The sequence below is a fragment of the Gemmatimonadaceae bacterium genome (assembly GCA_035606695.1).
Lineage (GTDB): Bacteria > Gemmatimonadota > Gemmatimonadetes > Gemmatimonadales > Gemmatimonadaceae > JAQBQB01.
Window position 1 is genome coordinate 44,456 of record DATNEW010000014.1, and the last position, 18,229, is coordinate 62,684.

At 60.9% G+C, this 18,229-nt stretch carries 13 protein-coding genes and 1 tRNA gene; 8 read left to right on the plus strand and 6 right to left on the minus strand.

Annotated features, from left to right (window positions below):
• Window positions 1-446: 446 nt before the first annotated feature.
• The 5 genes from VN706_04815 (at window position 447) to VN706_04835 (ending at window position 5,676) form a co-directional block, all read left to right on the plus strand.
• Entirely contained in the window at window positions 447-1,232 is a 786-nt protein-coding gene (locus VN706_04815) for a hypothetical protein (protein ID HXT14927.1), read from the plus strand.
• Window positions 1,229-2,323: a hypothetical protein gene (locus VN706_04820; protein HXT14928.1), complete on the plus strand. Its 1,095-nt coding sequence runs from the start codon at window positions 1,229-1,231 to the stop codon at window positions 2,321-2,323. Before VN706_04815 ends, VN706_04820 begins: the two co-directional genes overlap by 4 nt.
• 200 nt (window positions 2,324-2,523) lie before the next feature.
• Entirely contained in the window at window positions 2,524-3,765 is a 1,242-nt protein-coding gene (locus tag VN706_04825; GenBank protein HXT14929.1) for a hypothetical protein, read from the plus strand.
• Complete coding sequence (locus VN706_04830) at window positions 3,766-4,296, plus strand: hypothetical protein (protein HXT14930.1); 531 nt, start codon at window positions 3,766-3,768, stop codon at window positions 4,294-4,296. It begins immediately after the preceding gene.
• A 165-nt stretch (window positions 4,297-4,461) separates the two neighbouring features.
• Window positions 4,462-5,676 (plus strand): hypothetical protein, encoded by a 1,215-nt coding sequence (locus VN706_04835; protein HXT14931.1) that lies wholly within the window; start codon window positions 4,462-4,464, stop codon window positions 5,674-5,676.
• Window positions 5,677-5,694: 18 nt separating this feature from the next.
• Here VN706_04835 and VN706_04840 read toward each other — a convergent pair whose 3' ends face one another.
• On the minus strand, window positions 5,695-7,023 hold the full coding sequence (locus VN706_04840) for a DNA cytosine methyltransferase (GenBank protein HXT14932.1): 1,329 nt from the start codon (window positions 7,021-7,023) through the stop codon (window positions 5,695-5,697).
• Between the two features lie 1,123 nt (window positions 7,024-8,146).
• Between VN706_04840 and VN706_04845 the strand changes: the two genes are divergently transcribed.
• Complete coding sequence (locus VN706_04845; protein HXT14933.1) at window positions 8,147-9,553, plus strand: reverse transcriptase domain-containing protein; 1,407 nt, start codon at window positions 8,147-8,149, stop codon at window positions 9,551-9,553.
• A gap of 24 nt (window positions 9,554-9,577) precedes the next feature.
• On the opposite strand, the gene VN706_04850 is transcribed toward VN706_04845, so the two are convergent.
• The 4 genes from VN706_04850 to VN706_04865 form a co-directional block, all read right to left on the minus strand.
• Window positions 9,578-11,746 carry a hypothetical protein gene (locus VN706_04850; protein ID HXT14934.1) on the minus strand — a complete coding sequence of 723 codons (2,169 nt, stop codon included), beginning with the start codon at window positions 11,744-11,746 and terminating at the stop codon, window positions 9,578-9,580.
• Complete coding sequence (locus VN706_04855) at window positions 11,743-12,294, minus strand: hypothetical protein (protein ID HXT14935.1); 552 nt, start codon at window positions 12,292-12,294, stop codon at window positions 11,743-11,745. The genes VN706_04850 and VN706_04855 overlap by 4 nt, the downstream gene beginning before the upstream one ends.
• Window positions 12,291-13,619: a dsDNA nuclease domain-containing protein gene (locus tag VN706_04860; protein ID HXT14936.1), complete on the minus strand. Its 1,329-nt coding sequence runs from the start codon at window positions 13,617-13,619 to the stop codon at window positions 12,291-12,293. Before VN706_04860 ends, VN706_04855 begins: the two co-directional genes overlap by 4 nt.
• A 252-nt stretch (window positions 13,620-13,871) precedes the next feature.
• Window positions 13,872-13,944: transfer RNA gene (locus VN706_04865), tRNA-Lys, on the minus strand.
• A 228-nt stretch (window positions 13,945-14,172) separates the two neighbouring features.
• Here VN706_04865 and VN706_04870 point away from each other — a divergent pair.
• Window positions 14,173-14,535, plus strand: a complete 363-nt coding sequence (locus tag VN706_04870; protein ID HXT14937.1) for a PadR family transcriptional regulator — start codon at window positions 14,173-14,175, stop codon at window positions 14,533-14,535.
• Between the two features lie 7 nt (window positions 14,536-14,542).
• Complete coding sequence (locus VN706_04875) at window positions 14,543-17,200, plus strand: ADOP family duplicated permease (protein ID HXT14938.1); 2,658 nt, start codon at window positions 14,543-14,545, stop codon at window positions 17,198-17,200.
• 193 nt (window positions 17,201-17,393) lie between these two features.
• On the opposite strand, the gene VN706_04880 is transcribed toward VN706_04875, so the two are convergent.
• A complete protein-coding gene (locus tag VN706_04880; GenBank protein ID HXT14939.1) occupies window positions 17,394-17,903 on the minus strand; it encodes a hypothetical protein in 510 nt (169 codons plus the stop codon).
• Between the last annotated feature and the right edge of the window lie 326 nt (window positions 17,904-18,229).

Here is an 18,229-nt window from a genome sequence, read left to right on the forward strand (position 1 = left end):
AGCAGAGCGAGCGCGTGGTTTCCTGCCTCAAGGGCAATGTTGAGGGCCGACGTTCCACGTCCGTTCGTCACTTCCTGCGCAGCCTGCAAAGGGCGGCCGCTCGCTATCCAGCGCTCGATGTCGTAGAGACGGCCGTTCCGGCATAGTGCGTGAAGTTCTGTCAGCTCGCGCATGTCCAATGTCGTTCGTGGCAGCGGCTTTTCGGCTGTCACGAGCGACTCGACGCGGGGATCAATGAAGATGTGCATCGACTATCCTTGCGTATTGAGTTGACGCCGCGACTGGACTCGCGGACCAACCGAGTGATCGTTTATCAGCGTCGAACAGCGTTCGCGCGGTCACCGCTTGTCGATCAGGATTCCTCCCAGCCCCATTATCTTGCCACGGCCTCAGAGCGAACCGAAGATCGGACACGTCGGCTGGGCAACCTTGCGTATGTTACAGGTATGAAGCGGCATCGCGTTCTTATCTGGCGCGATCCGGCGACGTGGTTTCCGATCGTTCGCCGGGCGTTGCTAGGCGAAAAGCGGCGCCGTAACCTAGAGCGGCTGCCCCGCGCGTACGCTGTCGATGCGATCGCAGATGCGCTCTCGCGATCAATAGGCGCCGTCCGGCTTTTTCACGGGTGTCGGCCCGAGGATGTGAGTCAGTATTACAGCCTCGGTTTTATTCGCCACGCCGACCACATCGTGGACAGAGCCCGACACGTCCTTGGCGTCCGGCTCGGACTCAGTGGTGAGATCCTCGAGCGGGCCATCGCGGACACGCAGCTCGACTTAGATCGTGATCGGATTTTCTTCGTCTTGGATGATCGAGCGCTGCTCCGGTACGCCGGGCACTATCTCATCTACGGCAGCGAATCGATCATGGCTATCGCCGCAACTGCGATTCGTTTAGGCGGACCGAACCTTCAACCGAGGTTAAGGAACATCGGGATACCCACCTTGTTCACCTGCGACGTTCCTTGGACTCTCTTGGATAACGCGCGGCAGTCGGAGATTGCGGACACGCTGTACGACGAGCATCGAGTTACTCGGGGTCGGCAGAAATCGGAATCTGGGCTGCGCGATCACACCGTGATCCTGCGGTGCGACGTTCCTGCGTCCGTGATCGTTTCACATCACCATCCTCCGAGCATTGCGGATTGGCACGAAAGCGGTCGGCCGTATGTTTTTTCAGGGAAAAGTGACCTCACATTTCGCAGATGGCGAGATTCGGGCATGACCGAATGACGTCTGACGCGCCTATCGTAGGGACGCATGACGTTTTCGAGGGCAAGTATCGAGAACGATTTCGCCGCATTTGCTCTGAGCATGGCGAATTCATTGCGTACGAGCGTGACCGGTCGGGGATCGACATCGGCCTTCACCTGACACGGCCCGCCGCTGGCGGCGCCCGCGAAGTCACCACGACTCGGGTATGGTTCCAACTAAAGGGCTTTCATGCGTCGACATTGAGCCGCAGCGCCTTCGAGGCGAAGCCACACGTCGCAGTTCGCGTATCGCTTGCGCTGCTCAGATTCTGGTACGCATCAGCCGAGCCGGTATTTCTCGGCGTTTACGTTGAAAGCGCAGACACGTTTCTCGCAGAATCAGTTCGAGAGATTGTGGAGCGTGAGTGGGGTGACAGCTTCTTCTCGGAAGGCACGTTCCGAGCCGATCAAGAACACGTGTCGGTGCATATTGATCTCACTTCTCTGCTCGATGAGGAGCTTTTCGAACGAATGCACACTCTTGCCGCGATCCCGCTGCAGGGACCGACATTCAGGGGACGCCACCTTGGTCATAGGATCGATCCTCTCCGATCCGTTATCGCGTCACCCCCTTCCGGGCTCTTCCAGGCCATCTGCAAACACATTCTCGAACTACATGGGTACCGGCAAGCGGAACGAATCAACGCAGGAGATTCGGAAACCAATGTCGAGATCTCGGTCGGCAGGTTGTATTCGTCCTTCGAATGGGTATACCAGCTAACGACGCAATTCGGGCTCGATCGTGACGATGACTTCAGGACGGAGGGATCGAGTCAGACCTACCAAGGCGACTGCATCGTATGCATCTGTTCGGAGCAGGCGCCGTTGGCGCGTGATACGTGTCGTCGTATTGCGAGTCTCGCGAGTGACCGACGAATACCACGGGTGCTCGCTTTTCAGAACGGCACCGACTATTCAGCGATCGGAACGTGGTTGGCAGCCGGGCGGGAGTTCAGCGTTGATTGCGCTCCGCTACTTGTGCCGGAGATCACCTACTGCTTGTTGACGTCGACGGCGGCATATGGCCGCTTCCGCGACCAGGTTACGTGGAGTGTTATGAACTACCTGTGAAGCCCCTCGGAGGGCTATCTTGTGAACGTTGATCGGTACCAACGATGGCGATCGGTGGCGCGCTGCTATGCCTTTGGTTTATCGCACGACGCTTCGGGCCGAGGCTTGGAGGCGGCGCTGATTAAGGCTACGGAGCGGCCATAGCCGCAAGCCGCGTCCGTTGACCGTCAAAGGCGAAAAAGGCGACTGCAAAGATAGATATGACCCAACCGCCCCCGACCGAGAGTCCGCAGCCGGGCGATGACTCGCGCCTCGGCGAACGCGACGCGGAGTTGCACCGAATACTCGAAGCGGAGGACCCAGCCCTCGCGGGACTTTTTGTATTTCTGCTGCGGGCGATTCGAGAGATCGAACGTCCTGGGGGCGTCCACATGCTCGGCCACGCGGGACGAGAGCTGAGTTTGGGCGTCCTCAGATGGCTCGCGGAGGATGGGCGCGAGCTGAACGACGAAGAAATGCAAACGATCGGCGACGACGAGAAACATCGGAGCACGATTGCGCGTGCCCTCCGTCTCCAGCCCAATCACCCATCGGTAACAGCCTGGCTCAAGGCGCACAACGAACTTGTCAGATGTGCGCATTACCCGAAGAATTCGGAGAAGGCCGCCCCTGCATCGGTCGCTCTTGCGGCCGCGAACACCCTGCTTGCTCTTCTTTGGGGCCGCACCGGTCCATTCTTCAGTGCCCGACAGGACATCGACGGTTTACTCCGAACAGAGATCCCATCGGTAGACGACACTACGCGCCTCCGTGCCGCGATAAGTCGGCCAGCAGCGCGATGGGACTTCTTCAAGCGGTTAGATCACCCCGGCTGGGTGCGTCCGCTTCTCGATGGCGGCTTCTTTCGGCATCCGCCCGACCTACCGCCGATCGATAAGAATGGCCAGCGAAAGTGGGAAGGTTGGTCCGAAGGCGAGTACCTCAGACGCATGGCATCCAAGGCGCCGGAGGAGGTGCGCGATGCGCTCGCATCGATACCGGAAACGCTTTCCAACCCGTACGTGTGGGACGCAGCGGCCGAAGCGGCGAAAGCGATGCCGGCCGGCGTGGCCGCCGTCCTGGTTCCGCTATTCCGAAAGGCGCTGGCGAACAGTCCGCCGTTCCTGATTCAGGAAACGCTGTGTCAACTTGCCATCAGCCTTGCGGAAGCTGGCCATTCCGAAGCGTTTGGGTTGGCGCGCGACGCACTTCGGGTCGTTGAAGGCGCCACGTCAATCTCCGCGCTACTCGGAGGAGGCGACAGGAAAGACGCGGAATTGTATGGACTCGACGACTACGAAGCGGAACAGATCATTCCGCATCTCGCGTCGGCCCTGCGGGTTGTTGATGCGGACAAGGCTCTCAAGTTCCTCACATACCGCCTCGACGAAGCGCTTCGCATCGAGTGGGCGGCGCCTGAACAAGAACCGGCGTGGGACCCGTCCAAGCATTGGTCATCGTGAATGTTCTCGACGTTCTACCCAGCAATACGCTTGGCGGGCCGATGGTTGACGGGCGATCGCCTTTCGCGTAGCCTACAAAAACCGCATGGCACGACGCCGTATACAACTGAAGGGCAACACCCAGACTTGGAGACTTCGGCAGGATATCGCTCCGGCGCATGCCACGAGCGAATCGAGTCTTCAAGTTTTTTTTTTTGGCCGCAAGCGGAGAAGGGACACATGCTGATCACAGAAGAGATGCAGGAGCAAGCTCGCGAGCGTGCGGAGAAGGCGTTGGCATTTCGGCGTGAAGATGATCGCTGGACGGTGCTCGAGGAGCTGATGGTCCGCGATACCGAGAGACTCCGTGAGGAAGCGATAGAGATGATGACGCTTGAGATCATCCGTGACACGCTCTATCCCGATATCACGCGCGAGCGATGGAAAAAGCTCGGTTGGAGCGCCGCGCGGGAGAGTCACGATGCCGCGCGGAGGTTCATACATAAGCTTCGACTAGCGAAGGCAGTCGGATCGCAAACGGGACGTTTATAGCTGCTCCACGAGGGCGGTCGGCGTAGATGAGGCGTATACCTACACGGCGCAGTTTCGGAGCCGGCCAAGAAGATCGTGGATCACCTCGGAAAGGGTGTTCCATCTTGGGCGGCATACATATCTTGTTATTGCACCGCCTTATCGAGTTCGCTACCGCCCCGGCCAATGCCGCGACACGACTTCACACAGCCGTTCGAGACGTTTCGTGTCAACAGTCGCGACCGCGAACCGTTGCGCGAGTTCATGGAAGCAGCGCTCCGAAAGAGTGGCTGTTCGATGATCCACACCTCGCCTGCAAATGAGGCACCGTTCAGGTTGTCGTTCCTGACGCCGTGGGGAGAGCGGATTGGCATCGTTGCGTATGCCTTCCTGGCCAACTCACGTGCGACGAAGAACCGGCCCCTCGACGAGCACCGCTTTCAAGTGAAGTACGGTTCAAAGGACGGCCAGCTTCACACCTTTTGGCAAGACCCATTTGGACTTTACGTCACGCTTTTTCTCGGCATCAATCCTGAGATGGAGTTTTTCGTCGGTGCAGATCCAGTGCTCAACAGCCCGACGCGTTTTTTCATCTCGAAAGAGTTCAAGCAGTCTGAGGTCGATAGTATCACGCGTGATGGCTGGCATGCTTGGGAGCGTGACCAGCGTCGAGCCGTGAGTGCCGATCCGGTCGAGATTCTCGTCGGAGGAACGGCCGAACACTTCCTACGCTACGTCTTGTTTGAGCGCGAAGCCCGCGGCGAGGAGCAAGGGCATAGACAGCTAGTCGCCGAGCAGATTGCCAAAGCGTCGCTGGGCGCCGGGTTGGTCACCGAGCCCAGCGTTATTTCAACGGCCGCGCCTCTCACAATCTCCAAGAAGCGGCTTCACGCGCTTGAGCGTGAGTTTGATCTCGGTTCGACCGACATCTTGGAGTTGATCGCTCGTGCACCGCGGCTCAAGATGGCCGTGCGCGGATGGGTGGCCGAACGTCACTTGCAGCAGCGCCTCGAAGCGCTTGACGACGTGCGATCTGTTGAAAGCATTGAGGCGGACGGAAAGCCTGACTTCCGTGTCGAGATGCGGCGTGGGAACCGTCCGGTGCTTGTTGAGTGCAAGAACGTGCTCAGAGAGAAGGATCGCCTTGGCCATCCACGACTCGATTTCATGCGAACGCGTGCTGCGATGGGCGATCCTTGCAGCCGGTATTACAGTCCGCGTGAGTTCGACGTGCTCGCGGCATGCTTGCATGCCAACACCGGCAATTGGGACTTTGCAGCTCGCAAGACCAGCGAGATGGCAGCGCACCCGACCTGTGCCGGAAAGCTCTTACATCGGGTAGTCATTGATGACGTCTGGGAGCACGACCTGAGTGCCGTGCTCATGGCAGCATCGATGTGACGAGCGTTCTTAGATCGTCTATCGGCGCGGTGCGATACTGCCTGCGCTAACGCGACGAAGCGCCCCGTAGCCCAAACCCGTGCCAGGGTGAGCCTCGTAATCCCCAACGAGCTTCAGGTATTTCCGGGGAACTTTGGCGATAGGCTCGACCGGAGGCGTGTCGGCTCGACGTTTCGGCAGTAATGACGCGGATACTCCCTTGAACGGTTCTCCGAGAAGTTGGTGCCGAATCTCAAGCGCCAAGGCTCCCGCGAGCGCTGAGGGAACGGCGTTGCCCAACTGCCGCTGTGCCGAACGAAACGAGCCAACTATCTCGTAGTTTTCCGGGAACGTTTGCAACCGCATCATCTCTTTGACGGAGAGACGACGGTTCTTCCAATGGAACGGACCGACGGCCGGTCCTGGCTGCGCCGCAATGGTCCAAGACGGGAGCGGCTTGGCAAGCTTAAGGAGAAAGCTCCAATAGCGACGTCGCCAACCAAAAAGCGGGACGCCACCTCCACGGCTCGTGTGAAACAGGTAGTTGTTTCCCTCGGGAATCGTTGGAAGCAGATCAGCCCACTTTCCCGTCACCGCCAGGGCCGGATCATTGTCTTCTTCGAGATCTCCAATCGCGTCCCAAGCGGACAAGTGTGGTTGACGAGGGCTTGTATCGCTGGCGCTCGGAAATAGTTCAAGACTGCTTTGCTTATCGTCAGGTGCACCCACGTCCGAGGACGGTGGGGCGTGCGTCGGGGCTGGAAATCGAAACAGTTCACCGGTTCGCGAGCCGACAATAAAGACGCGGTGACGATCCTGCGGCACGCCGTACTCTACCGCTCTAAGAAGCGCTACCTCGAACGAATAGTTGGCGCGGGTGTCGCGATTGATAGCCTCAATCGATCGCTTGAGGAACGTGAGACCCTCATCCTTCTGACTGAAGGCCAGGCCAGGAACGTTTTCTAGAAGGAACGCGCGCGGCTGGGCATCGCGCAGGACGCGCAGGTATGCACTGAGGGTCGCCGATCTTGGATCGGCCAAGCGCTTGGCATCGCCGTGCGCCCAATAACCCGATTTACTGAAAGGTTGACAGGGTGGTCCGCCAATCAAGACATCTGCCTCGCCTGCTTTGAGCCGAGCGGCACGAAGTATTGCCTTCGATGACGCGGCTTCGGACTGAACATCTTTGTCTATAACTTCCCAGGACGGCCGATTCTTGCGGAGAGTGGCGATCGCGTCGGGTTCGAGTTCAACGGCGACTCGGGTTTCGAACCCCGCCGCCTCGAAGCCCAGGTCAAGCCCCCCAGCCCCAGTGTATAAGCTGATAGCCTTAAGCGGTTTCATCGACGTTTTCGTGGGCGCTGCCATATTCCGGAATGTAGGCCGAGGAAACGCCTAGCGCATCGCTGGCATCTAGAACCTCCGTGACTCGAATGTATCGGAAATCCGTCGAATCGGACCAATCAAACCGTCGCAACCCGAAGCCAAAGAACGCGGTATCCTCCCCGCGAAGCGAACGGACTATCGCACTCGGTAGTGGCGTGCGAGTCGCGTACCCGCGTCCAGTCAGCGATGCCGCCTCGGCGGCGATGCGCGGGAACCGGAAGCGAGATACGAAGCCAGAACTCGCGGTTCGTCGGCTATTGCACGCCCGCGGATACCGGTATCGTGTGAATGCGCCTATTGTGCTGCTAACCGTCCGGGTGCGGCCGGACATCGTATTCCGTGCTGCCAGGGTCGCGATCTTCATCGATGGGTGCTTCTGGCATGGTTGTCCCAAACACGGGACGCAGCCGAAATCGAACTCGCACTACTGGAGCTCGAAAATCGAGCGGAACATCGCGCGGGACCGGATATACGATCGGGCTTTGCGATCCGCGGGTTGGGCTGTCGTCCGAATTTGGGAGCACGACGATCCGGAGCGGGCGGCGGACCGAATTTCGGCAAGGCTTGCTAAGGCGCGATCATTGATCTCGAAGACCGCTGTATGATCGCGTGACTTTGGCCCATTAGTGCCAAAGTTCGCATACAAGAGCGTTCGCGCGTGCCAGCGCGATTCGCTGAATGGAGGTGATCGAGCCGGTTAGTGCCAGGGTTCCGAGCCCAGGCCGATCCCACTACGAACCCTTGTCCTCTAAACCTACCGGAGAACGCTACGACGCCATCGTCAAGATAGTCAGGAGTGACTATCGCCTCGGGTCGACCGGCAACCCTACGTCGGCTCCGCCCTTCGGCGGCATGGCGGCGAAACCGCCAACGACGTGATGATAATTCGTTCTTGGCCGACGCTCAAGGACAACGTGCTTGACCATGGCCATCGATACGAGCAGCTTTGTCGAGCGGCGAGCGCACCTCCATCGTGGGGTGCCCGGTTGCTGTCCGACCGCCCCAGCCAGGGTAGCGTGCCGCCATCGTCAAGATAGTCAGGAGTGTTTCTTCGACGGGTTGTTTCCGTCAGTCCCCATCAACCTGCGAGCGCTGGGGAACGGCAATGTCGCAGGTTACCTCAACTCCCACGTTCGATGCCGCCTTCTCCCGCGAGGCGCTCGGTGAGGTGTGGAATCGGCTGAAGGAAGCGAAGACTGATCTCCTCGACGACCGGATCAAGATTCCGGCCGGATGGGATGGCTTGACCGTTGCGCGATTTGAGCGTCAACTCCCCCAGCACCTCGCAGCGATCGAGCGGCGTGTTCGATCCGGACGATATCAATTCCGGCCGTTCCTCTTCCACTTCGTTTCCAAGGTGGACGGTGGAGAACGCAAGATCGCGTATTCGGGAATCCGAGACCGGATTGTTCAGGCGGCCCTTCACGACGTTCTGGCGCCCGTCATCAACGCTCGCTTAACCGACAGCGCCTTCGCGTATCGTACCGGGGTGAGCACCTACGACGCAATTCGTCGGATCTACTCTGCGGCGACTTCCGGCCAGCCCTTTTTCGTCAAATCGGATTTCGTCAAGTTTTTCGATCGACTGGACCACGCGCGTCTCAAAACTCTTGTGGATGGCCTCGATGTCGATGCTCGCGCACAGCGGCTTGCGTGGCGTTTCGTGCGGGCAGGGGACATTGCCCGCGCTGTCAATCGGGCGTCGATAACCTTTCCTGCTGGCCGGAGGATCGGCGTGCCGCAGGGCGGGGTGATCTCGGGTCTGCTCGCGAATCTCTATCTGTGTGCCTTCGACGAGGCAGTTCAAGGTGTGTCGGGGACCACACTCGTCCGATACGCGGACGACTTCGTCGTACTCTGTAGAGACGAAAGCACGTGCCAAGTCGCGTTTGACGCCGTGGCGACGGCTGCTCGCGAAGTCCTTCTCGAGCTGCATGAAGGCGAGAAGACCGTCCGGTGCGGCCACATCAACGACGGAATCACATTTGTCGGCTTCCGTCTTCGTGGAACAAAGGTCGCCGTCAAGCCAACGAACGTCGCGAAGTTCAAGCGCCGCATTCAGGCTGTGCTAGCGCTGCACGAAACTCGGCTACGCGACGGTGAGTATGCGAGTCCACGGGAATGCGTTCGGCAAGCGCTCCGACACGTCAACCTGAAGATCATGGGAGTGGAGGTCGATGGCGGGCGCCGAAGTTGGATTGCCTGCTTCCGCATCATCAACGACGTAGATCAGGTTCGGCAGCTTGATCGGTGGGTGTGGAGAAAATTGTCGCTAATGACACGCCGCCTGGGTCTGCCGCATCGAACACGATCGGAAATCTTCGGACTCGGCTACAGAGGGTTACTGCGTGAGTACTGGCGCACTCGACGCCAAATGAGATCGCTAACGCTTCCCTTCCAGGGAATGATACGGACATCCGTCGAGCGGACTGGCGTAGTCGTCGCGGGGCCGGGCGCGTATTCGGTCTTGAAGTCCGTGGCCGACGCGCCCGCTGACGAGATGGTCACCTAACGTTCGTGCGAAGCACGCACCCCTCTACTTGTAGACCGTCGTCAACGCAATCCGGTGCGCCCCCGGAAGGTCCTCGAATGCACGACCGGCAACAATCAGCTGTGTTCGTACGGGCAGCAATGCCGACAAGAGCTGAATGAACGGTACGATGAGATAGTTCTCCTCGTCGGTTAGTTCGCGATCATCCGCCAGAGTAGGAGGGAAGTCAATAATCGCCAGTCCCGGATAATTGCAACCCGCTCGCCCCGAGAGCGACAAGAGGGCGTAGTGGTATGCGTTCAGAAAGAAGCACGCGAGTGTTGCTCCAAGCTTCGTTCGCCAATTCGAGTTAGTTACGGTAATCCAAAAATCGCGCTTACGTAGACGGATCGACACAGGCCCTTCAGGCCAACGCTCCAGTCCATCCTGGTTGAGGGCATTGAAGTAGGAATTGAATCCCTCTTCGAGCATCGTGGCAGCCCCTTCGAAGTTTACATCTCTTGTCTGTGACTCGACCTGAGCTTCCAAGGCCGTCGCTTCAACTTCGATACGATCGATCTCACCATTTAGCGTGTCGCGCTGCGCCAGCGCCTTTGCGATGGCATCGAGCGTACGTAGCCGCTCGTCGATTCCACCAGCCTCTTGATCGAGCAGGCTGAGATCAGGTGGAAGTACGGCCGCTGCTGCGACCTGAGTCGGCCGGATGAGGCCTTCGAGAGATCCGATCGTCTCCTCTATCGACGAGACTCTGTCGGCTATCGCCCTTCTACTGGCCTCGTGCCGATCAATCACTTCGCTGAGTTCCTTACGTTCGACACTCAACTGATCAGCCTCGAAAGCGAGACGTCGTGATCCTAGGACTGGATCGGCAGCGGTGTGGTCGTGCGGCTGTAGACAGAGGTAGCAGCTATGGGCTGACCCTCGTGACTGAGTGACGGCCTGATCACAGACTGGACAGTGCGTCACTTTCAACTCGGCCAGCACCACTCCTGCCTCTTGCGCCCGCTGTAATCGTTCATGCTCGCGCGAGATGGACTCGCGATACTCTTCCAATTCCTTGACGCGAGTGTTGGTCCGTGCGAGTTCATCTTGGAGGCTCTGCCGCCGGGCGCGCGCATCCGCGAGCGCTTGACCATGTTCTTCGAGGAGACTTTGGACTCGAAGACGCTGCTCGCTCTGCGCGTTACTCGCTACGTCCGCCAGTTGCCGAAGAGTCGCCAATCGCCGTTCGCTGACCGTCTGACGCTCTTGCAGAAGCCTCGTCCTGGCCGAGTTCACGGAATCCGCGGTGACGGCTACGGAGAACTCGGCAAATCGCCCGATTTCATTCGTAACTTGGTGAAGCAGTTCCATGTACGATTCCTTGCGGGCGCGCAGCATCTGAACGCTCTTGCGCTTCGCCACGAGGTCGCCGTACTCAACCGAGAACAGCGCTTCGGCGAGTCCAAGGAACTGCATTAAGGCCGCATGCTGCTCACCTTCGAACTGCTTGTCAGCAAGATCGCTCCAGAAGCGTTCCTCGCGGTATGCATGCCGAAACAGCGATCGCCACGATAGTACTGGCCATGCCCGTGGCGCGAATGGGTCGCCCCTTGGGTAGTGAACGACTGGAATGCCGAGGAGCTGTAGGAGGTGGGCGCCGAATTGGTCCGTGGTCATCGCTTCGCCGTCGACAAACACCTTTCCCTTCATGCCCACCTCTTTCCAACGCCGTTCCACAATCAGCACCTGATCGGCCGGCCCAACATCTGTGCCCGGCGGCGCGTCGGCGTCGTCAGGCGGCGCCTCGAGTGAACTGGCTTGGGGTGCGGTCCCGTCAGGGGCCGATGCACCGGTCCTGGTGGCTTCCGGCGTAGGTGGCACGCCGCAGATTCTGATAGTGACGCGTGCGCTCCGGTACTTCTCGGCGAGTTCGGAACTCAAGGTGATTTCGGGAGGATCGCCATCACCGAGGACGAAATCGATGAAGCGAATCCACTTGGACTTGCCAGCATTTGGAGGGCCCGCGAGCAAATTGACGCCGACTTGAAAGGCTAGTTCCTCTGGGTCGCCCTGTTCGGGAACTCGCTGAACACTCTCGATGATGAGGGTGCGCGAAGGCTTCGGTGTGGCTGATGTTGGCTTGTGCCCAGCCGATGGCTCGGTGGCGATGGGAACGTGAACATCGCCGAGGTCTAGCGGCATCTGCCGAGGCGTATCGTCGCGAGGGGTCATCGGATCGTCTCACCCAGTAGACGCTGGGCCACTTCGCGATCGAACTGCTCGTAGATGAAACGCTTGATCGCATCGCCGGATTTGTTGCCGAACACCCTCTTGATATGAGTCATCTGCTCAACGACGCCCGAATGGGCCGGACTCTTTCGCAGTGCGTCGGCACGATCAACGCCCGCCTCTGTTAGCGTGAACTGGTAGCTCCCGTTGGGCTGCGGTTTGACATCAAGAAGCTCAGCTCCCTCGAGAAGGGCGAGCACATGGTAGTACCGCTTATCCCACGGACCGTAGTGATGGCGCACCATTGGGGCTTCGATGCCGACCGTAATCGGCGGAACGGGTTGGCCTCGGGCTCGGCACGCCTCCGCAAAGAACGCCGGATAGCGCGCGAAAAAATCGAGCTTCGCAAGTTTCGTCAGGCCATCGATTCGGTTCTTGATGCCGCAGACTCGATGTAGTAGCAGGATGCGAGCAGCGTGGAATTCGATAAGATCGTCCGCGAGAAGCGCGCGGCTGGCTGGCAATTGCCGAAGGTTACGGATGGATCTCACGCAGCCGCTCCCGGCCCACCGGCCTCCGCTGGATGCCCGGAGGAGGGGCGATCATTGCTCGTCAATCGCGTGAACTGATGTCGGCATCGAGCCGTGATGTCGTACATCATACCCAACAGAATCGACATTTGTGGCTGTACCGGCAGCCCATCACGAAGTTCTCGCAGTGCTTGAATGCACCGGTCATGGAAGGCCGCTGACGTGTCATCGAAGCGGTTCGCATGAAGCGATGCAAGCAGCTCGTGGAGGCGAGCTTGTACCTCGGCCTCGACGAGTTCCCGTTCATCGAGGGTGAGGAACTTCGAGTCAAGCATCGCCTTCCGGTACGCACGTCGAAGTTCCCACGCGCTTTCGATCTGAGCATCCGGCAGGGCAGCCGCTTCCATTTTCTCGCGGAGACGTTCAGCACCCGCCGCTTGGGACGGATGCTCGGCTTTTCGGATTTCGGCTCGCATGAAATCGAGCAGAGCGGCGCGCGCCAACTTCTTGCGCAGCGGGTCGGGGTCCCATGGTGCGTCGGCGGCCTCCTTCGCCTGTGCCAGCAGCTTGAGGTAAAGGTCGTCGCGTTGGTCGATCATTAAGAACCCGCCTTCATTCTCAACGAACTTGTCGAGCGCCCGATAGTTCGAATTCACGACCGCGGTTTGTGATTCCCGCACGTCCCAAACCACGCGCCGTACCCATGAGCGAACATCGTTACCCTTGCTGGACAAGAATCGTCGACCGCCCCTTTCAGCGGATGTTGCGACGGTCGTGACGACATCCTCGATTGCCGAGTGCCCGTCTACACGGTGGTCATGGCGTAGGTGGTATGTGAGAACAACGAGGTCGGGATGCAGTGGCGTGGATGTGACGACGCGAAAGGTGCACGGCTCGGCGCACCTCTCGTGGGCTAGCGACTTTTCAAGCAAGGATTCCGGGACCAGCTCATGCGCCGCGGCGGTGGCGATAGCCTCCGCGTCGGCCGAAGGCTGTGCGCTTTCGCCTTCGTCCCTGCGACTGTCGTCACCATTTCCCGTATCGCCATGACGTTCGCGGCGACAGACGAGAGCCACCGTCCAGAGTTGCTCCAACTGCTCGTTCTTGACCTGAACGAATTCGACGCTGTCGCTGCCGCTTTGGTGCCAGATGAGGGTGATGTCGTCTTGGGCTTCGCACCAAACGAACGCCAGGCGGTCATCGGCGAGCATTTCGAGGTAGAACGCGACAGCGACGTGGTCTTGATAGGTAAAGCCACGCCGCGCTGTCGGGCCACCTTGCTCGCGCGGCCTGAGAACGTGGATTGATGGATGGTTGGACGGCTCAGGGACAACGCCGGAAGTCATTCCTGTCGAGTGAAGGTCCGGGATGGCAAGCAGGCTCTGCGCCAACGATATCCCCAACTGGCTGGTCGCGCGAGGAGCCGCGAGATCCGAAAATGAGGCTCCTCTAATGCAACCCTTACCGGCGCCGTCGAGTCGGCGGAGCCGCTGCGTCTCGGAATTGGGGTTTTTTTGGGGTTTTTTTCGCGAACGGCCGCCTCGATGGGCGGCCGTCGCATTTTCCGTCGGTCAGCTCTACCAACAACTTACCCCTCATGACCCGGGCGGGTTTCGAACCCGCGACCTGCGGATTAAAAGTCCGTTGCTCTACCAACTGAGCTACCGGGTCGAACTACTTGTACGGCCGTAATTTAACACGGAAGCTCCGCCGATTCTGCTAGCGGTCACCGAGCCTTGTGCGGCTTGTTTGCCCCTAGGCGCCTTGTTTGGGCGTGGTGGGTCCCGCCGAAACTCCCACCACGCTCTGGCCGCGCATCACGAACACACCATCGTGACGCGCGCTTGACAGTCGGACCAGGACACCGCACTATACCTCAGCACAAACGGGGTGTATGCTGTGGCCACGATACCGGAGAACGTACCGCTCCTCAAGGGCACGCTCGATTTGCTCATCCTCAAGACGCTGAGCTGGGGCCCGCTCCACGGCTACGCGATCGCCACGTGGCTGGACGAGCGATCCGGCGGCACCGTCGGCGTCGACGATAGCGCGCTCTATCAATCGCTGCAGCGCATGGAGACGCGCGGCTGGCTCTCGGCGGAATGGGGCGAGACCGATACTGGCCGCCGCGCGCGATTCTACAAACTCACCACGGCGGGGCGGCAGCGGCTGCGTTCGGACGCGCAGGTGTTCGAGCGATACGCATCGTCCGTGCTGTCGATCCTCGCGCTTCGCAGCCGCACGAGCCGAACGCACGCGTGACGCACGGATGACACACCGATATCGTCGGATCTTCGATCTCGGCCTCGGTGGAGGGCAGCGCGCTCGCGCCGAGATGGACCTCGAGATCGAGGCGCATCTCGCGATGCGCACGGCGGATCTCGTGGGAGCGGGATGGCCGCCCGACGCGGCGCGTGCCGAGGCACTGCGCCGGTTCGGCGACTTCGACCAGGCGCGGCGAACGCTGCACGCCGGCGCGCAACAACGGGAGCGAGCGATGCGACACCGCGATTGGTGGGGAACGCTGCGAACGGACCTCCGGCTCGCGGCCCGGCATGCGCGGCGCTCGCCGGGCTACACGACGCTCGTCGTCGCGATGTTCGCGATCGGCGTCGGCGCGACGACGGGCATGTTCACGCTCGTCGATGCCGTCGCGCTTCGGCCGTTGCCATTTCCATCACCCGACCAGTTGATTCGCATCGACGGGCGCGACTCGTTGCGCCATGCGGCAGGGGTCGTGTCGTCGGCGGATTGGCTCGATTGGAAGAAAGCGAGCGCGTTGCAGGTGAGCGCGATCTATTCCTTCAGCGCGAGAGAGACGCTCGTCACCGACGACAGCGCGTTTCGCGTCACGGCCGAACGCGTGTCGAGCGACTTCTTCTCCGTGCTGCGCCCGCGCTTTCTCGTCGGCCGCGGATTCGCCGACGCGGACATCGCGAACGGCTCGCCCGAAGTCGTGATCAGCGAGGGATTGTGGCACGACCTGTTCAACAGCGACCCGGCGCTCACGAAACCGCTTCGTACGCCTCGCGCGACCTACCGCGTCGTCGGTGTCGTGCCCGCCGAGCAGGAGTTTCCGGCGTTTACCGATGCGTGGTTCGCGGTGCCGATCACCGCGCAGACCGATCCGGCTCGCGTCAACGTCAACTGGCAGTTGATCGCCAGGCGTCAACCGAATGCGACAGACTCGCTCGTCGCGCGGCAGATCGAGGCGACGATGCGCGGCATTCGCGCCATCGACCCGAGCGCGTCGTACGATTTTGGCGCAAACATCCAGCCGCTCGCGCAGTACGTGAACGGGGATACTCCAAAGCAGCTCGAGCTGCTGCTGGGCGTCGTCGCATTCGTGCTGCTCATCGTCTGCGCGAACGTCGCGGCGTTCGGACTGGCGCGATCGTCCGCCCGCCATCGGGAGATGGCGGTTCGATCGGCACTCGGCGCGGGACGCGGCCGGCTCATGCAACAGCTGCTCGTCGAGCAGTTGTCGATCGCGGTCGTCGGCGGTGTGATCGGTCTCTTCGTGGCATGGCTGACCGTTCGCGGCGTGCTTGGCGTGTGGAGCGGAGCGGTGACGCACGTGGGCGATGTGCGCTTGGGCGTGACGGTGTTCGTGTTCGCGCTCGTCGTCGCCGCCGCGGCCGGGATACTCGCCGGTCTCTTGCCGGCGCTGCGCGTCAGCGCGCCGGCGTTGAGCTCCACTATCGGCAGCGGCGGCCGTGCGTTCGCGACCGGTGGACGGCGGCTGTCTGGTGCAACGCTCGTCGCGTTCGAGGTCGCGCTCGCCGTCGCGCTGCTCACCGGCTCCGGTCTCCTCATTCGAAGCTTTCGCGCGGTGTTGGCGCGCAGTCTCGGATTCGACACGAGCGTCGCGACCGTCGAAGCCGCGTTGGGCGGTCCCGCGTACGCGCAGGATACCGTCCGTCGGTACGCGTACTGGGACGCGCTCGTTCGCTCGTATCGCGCCATTCCCGGCGTCCAAGCGGTGGGCTTGGCACAGTGGATTCCACTCGGCCTGACGGGTATCGGATTCATCGACGTGGCCGATCACCCGGTGGCCGACGCTGGCGCGGTCTATCGCTCGGTCAACGAGGATTTCTTTCGCGCGCTGCAAATTCCGTTGGTCGCGGGCCGCACGTTCAGCGCGGATGACGCGATTGGCGGCGAACGCGTCGCGCTCGTCAACAACACGATGGCGCAAAAATACTGGCCGGGTCAGAATCCCATCGGCCGCTTGGTGCGCGCGCGAAGCATGGAGAAGGGAAAAGGTCCCGGCGGCGAGGCGCCGTGGCTGCGCATCATCGGCGTCGTCGGCGACGTCCGGACCTACGGCCACGAGGCAGACGTACGTGCCGAGATGTACGTGTTCTTTCGCCAGACGCCGTGGCTGTCATCATCGCTCACCGCACTCGTGCGCGCGTCGCAGCCGCCGTCGCGCATCGAGCTCGAGCTGCGACGGCGAGCGCTCGCGGTCGATCGACACGTGGCGGTCGATGTCGGCACGCTCGAACAACGCGCGCACGGCACGCTGGCGTCGCGCGAGCTTTCGTTGTCGCTGCTAGTCGCGTTCGCGGCGGTCGCGCTCCTGCTTGCGGTGCTCGGGATTTACGGCGTGCTGTCGTACTCGGTCACGCAACGGACGCGCGAGCTGGCGATTCGCGCGGCGCTCGGCGCGTCGCGCGCCGACCTCGTGCGCCTCGTGTTCGGCGACGGCATGCGAATCGTGGTCCTCGGCCTCATATGCGGTGTCGGCGCGGCCATCGCGCTCACGCGTTTCCTCACGTCCATGCTCGTTGACGTGACGCCGCTCGACGCAGTGTCGTTTAGCGGAGCGGTCGCGGTCCTCACGATCACCGCCGGGCTAGGGATTCTTCTTCCAGCTCGCCGGGCCGCCGGGCTCGATCCGAGGGATGCGATGCAGACTGAGTAACGAGCAAGCCGTTCGCAGAGCCGACACTCGGTGGGTTCACCGTTTCGGAATGAATCTGACCCACCAAACGACACATGGGCCTACGGACTTCTGAGCGAGCGCGCGGGTTCGCAGTCGACCATGCGAGTGACTTCGCCACTCATTTCGCCGCGGGCCTCGGAGTCCACCGAAATATCCGAACCCGCGCCCGGAATCACGGTGAAGGATGCCACGGCCAATGAGGGTGAAGAATAGTAGCGAGATGTGACAGGTAACTTGGCGCGAGCATCGCCGTTGCCGCGACGAGGAATGCCGTCGTGCCGATGAACACTGTGATGAAGCTCGCAGCATCACCCCGCGACTTGTTCGCGAGGCGGCGATACCCGATGGCGCTGCCGATCACCACGGCAAGGTTTGCCCACCAGCCGAGAACTTGAAGGATCAGGTCGGGACGTGCCGGCGTCGCGACCCAGTCCGAGAACAGCGCTGATCCAAACGTCGCGAGCAGGTCCCAGAAGATTCCAATCGATGCCCCGATGAAGTAGCCCCAGCGGCTCTGTCGCAGAGCGAGGACAATGGTGGCGACGTAAAGGGCCGCTTGAGCGACGTGCAGCAAGCGAACCTCGGGCACGAAAACGGCCGAAACGGCCAGCGCAAAGATGAAGTAACACGCGCCGCCGACGATCAGGGTCTTTCCGCGATTTTGCGCTGCGAATGAATGCATGACGCCGAAGTCTTGGGACGCCGCGTGTACGAATGTGACACACCGAGCTACGCTTCGAAGCCGTTGGAGCGATCGTCCGTCATTGGTCGATAATCGCCGTCGCTCCCAGCTCGATCGTCCACGCTGGGCGCGCGAGTCGCCGGACGACGACCAACGTGCTCGTCGGCGGAGCCGCGGTGTTCATGTATCGGTCACGAATTTCGCGCAATGCGGCAATCTCTGAATCAATCCAACAGGATGCGGTGAAGATCGGACAATTGTGCCGCGCCGTAGAATCGATATCCGTTGTGCGGTCTCACCGCTGCGGGTTTCAAGAGGCCTCTCGG

Excerpts from the sequence above, each read along its gene's own strand:
- VN706_04815 (HXT14927.1), top strand. The coding sequence starts at position 447 with ATGAAGCGGCATCGCGTTCTTATCTGGCGCGATCCGGCGACGTGGTTT.
- VN706_04820 (HXT14928.1), top strand. The coding sequence starts at position 1,229 with ATGACGTCTGACGCGCCTATCGTAGGGACGCATGACGTTTTCGAGGGC.
- VN706_04825 (HXT14929.1), top strand. The coding sequence starts at position 2,524 with ATGACCCAACCGCCCCCGACCGAGAGTCCGCAGCCGGGCGATGACTCG.
- VN706_04830 (HXT14930.1), top strand. The coding sequence starts at position 3,766 with ATGTTCTCGACGTTCTACCCAGCAATACGCTTGGCGGGCCGATGGTTG.
- VN706_04835 (HXT14931.1), top strand. The coding sequence starts at position 4,462 with ATGCCGCGACACGACTTCACACAGCCGTTCGAGACGTTTCGTGTCAAC.
- VN706_04840 (HXT14932.1), bottom strand. The coding sequence starts at position 7,023 with ATGGCAGCGCCCACGAAAACGTCGATGAAACCGCTTAAGGCTATCAGC.
- VN706_04845 (HXT14933.1), top strand. The coding sequence starts at position 8,147 with ATGTCGCAGGTTACCTCAACTCCCACGTTCGATGCCGCCTTCTCCCGC.
- VN706_04850 (HXT14934.1), bottom strand. The coding sequence starts at position 11,746 with ATGACCCCTCGCGACGATACGCCTCGGCAGATGCCGCTAGACCTCGGC.
- VN706_04860 (HXT14936.1), bottom strand. The coding sequence starts at position 13,619 with ATGACTTCCGGCGTTGTCCCTGAGCCGTCCAACCATCCATCAATCCAC.
- VN706_04875 (HXT14938.1), top strand. The coding sequence starts at position 14,543 with ATGACACACCGATATCGTCGGATCTTCGATCTCGGCCTCGGTGGAGGG.
- VN706_04880 (HXT14939.1), bottom strand. The coding sequence starts at position 17,903 with ATGCATTCATTCGCAGCGCAAAATCGCGGAAAGACCCTGATCGTCGGC.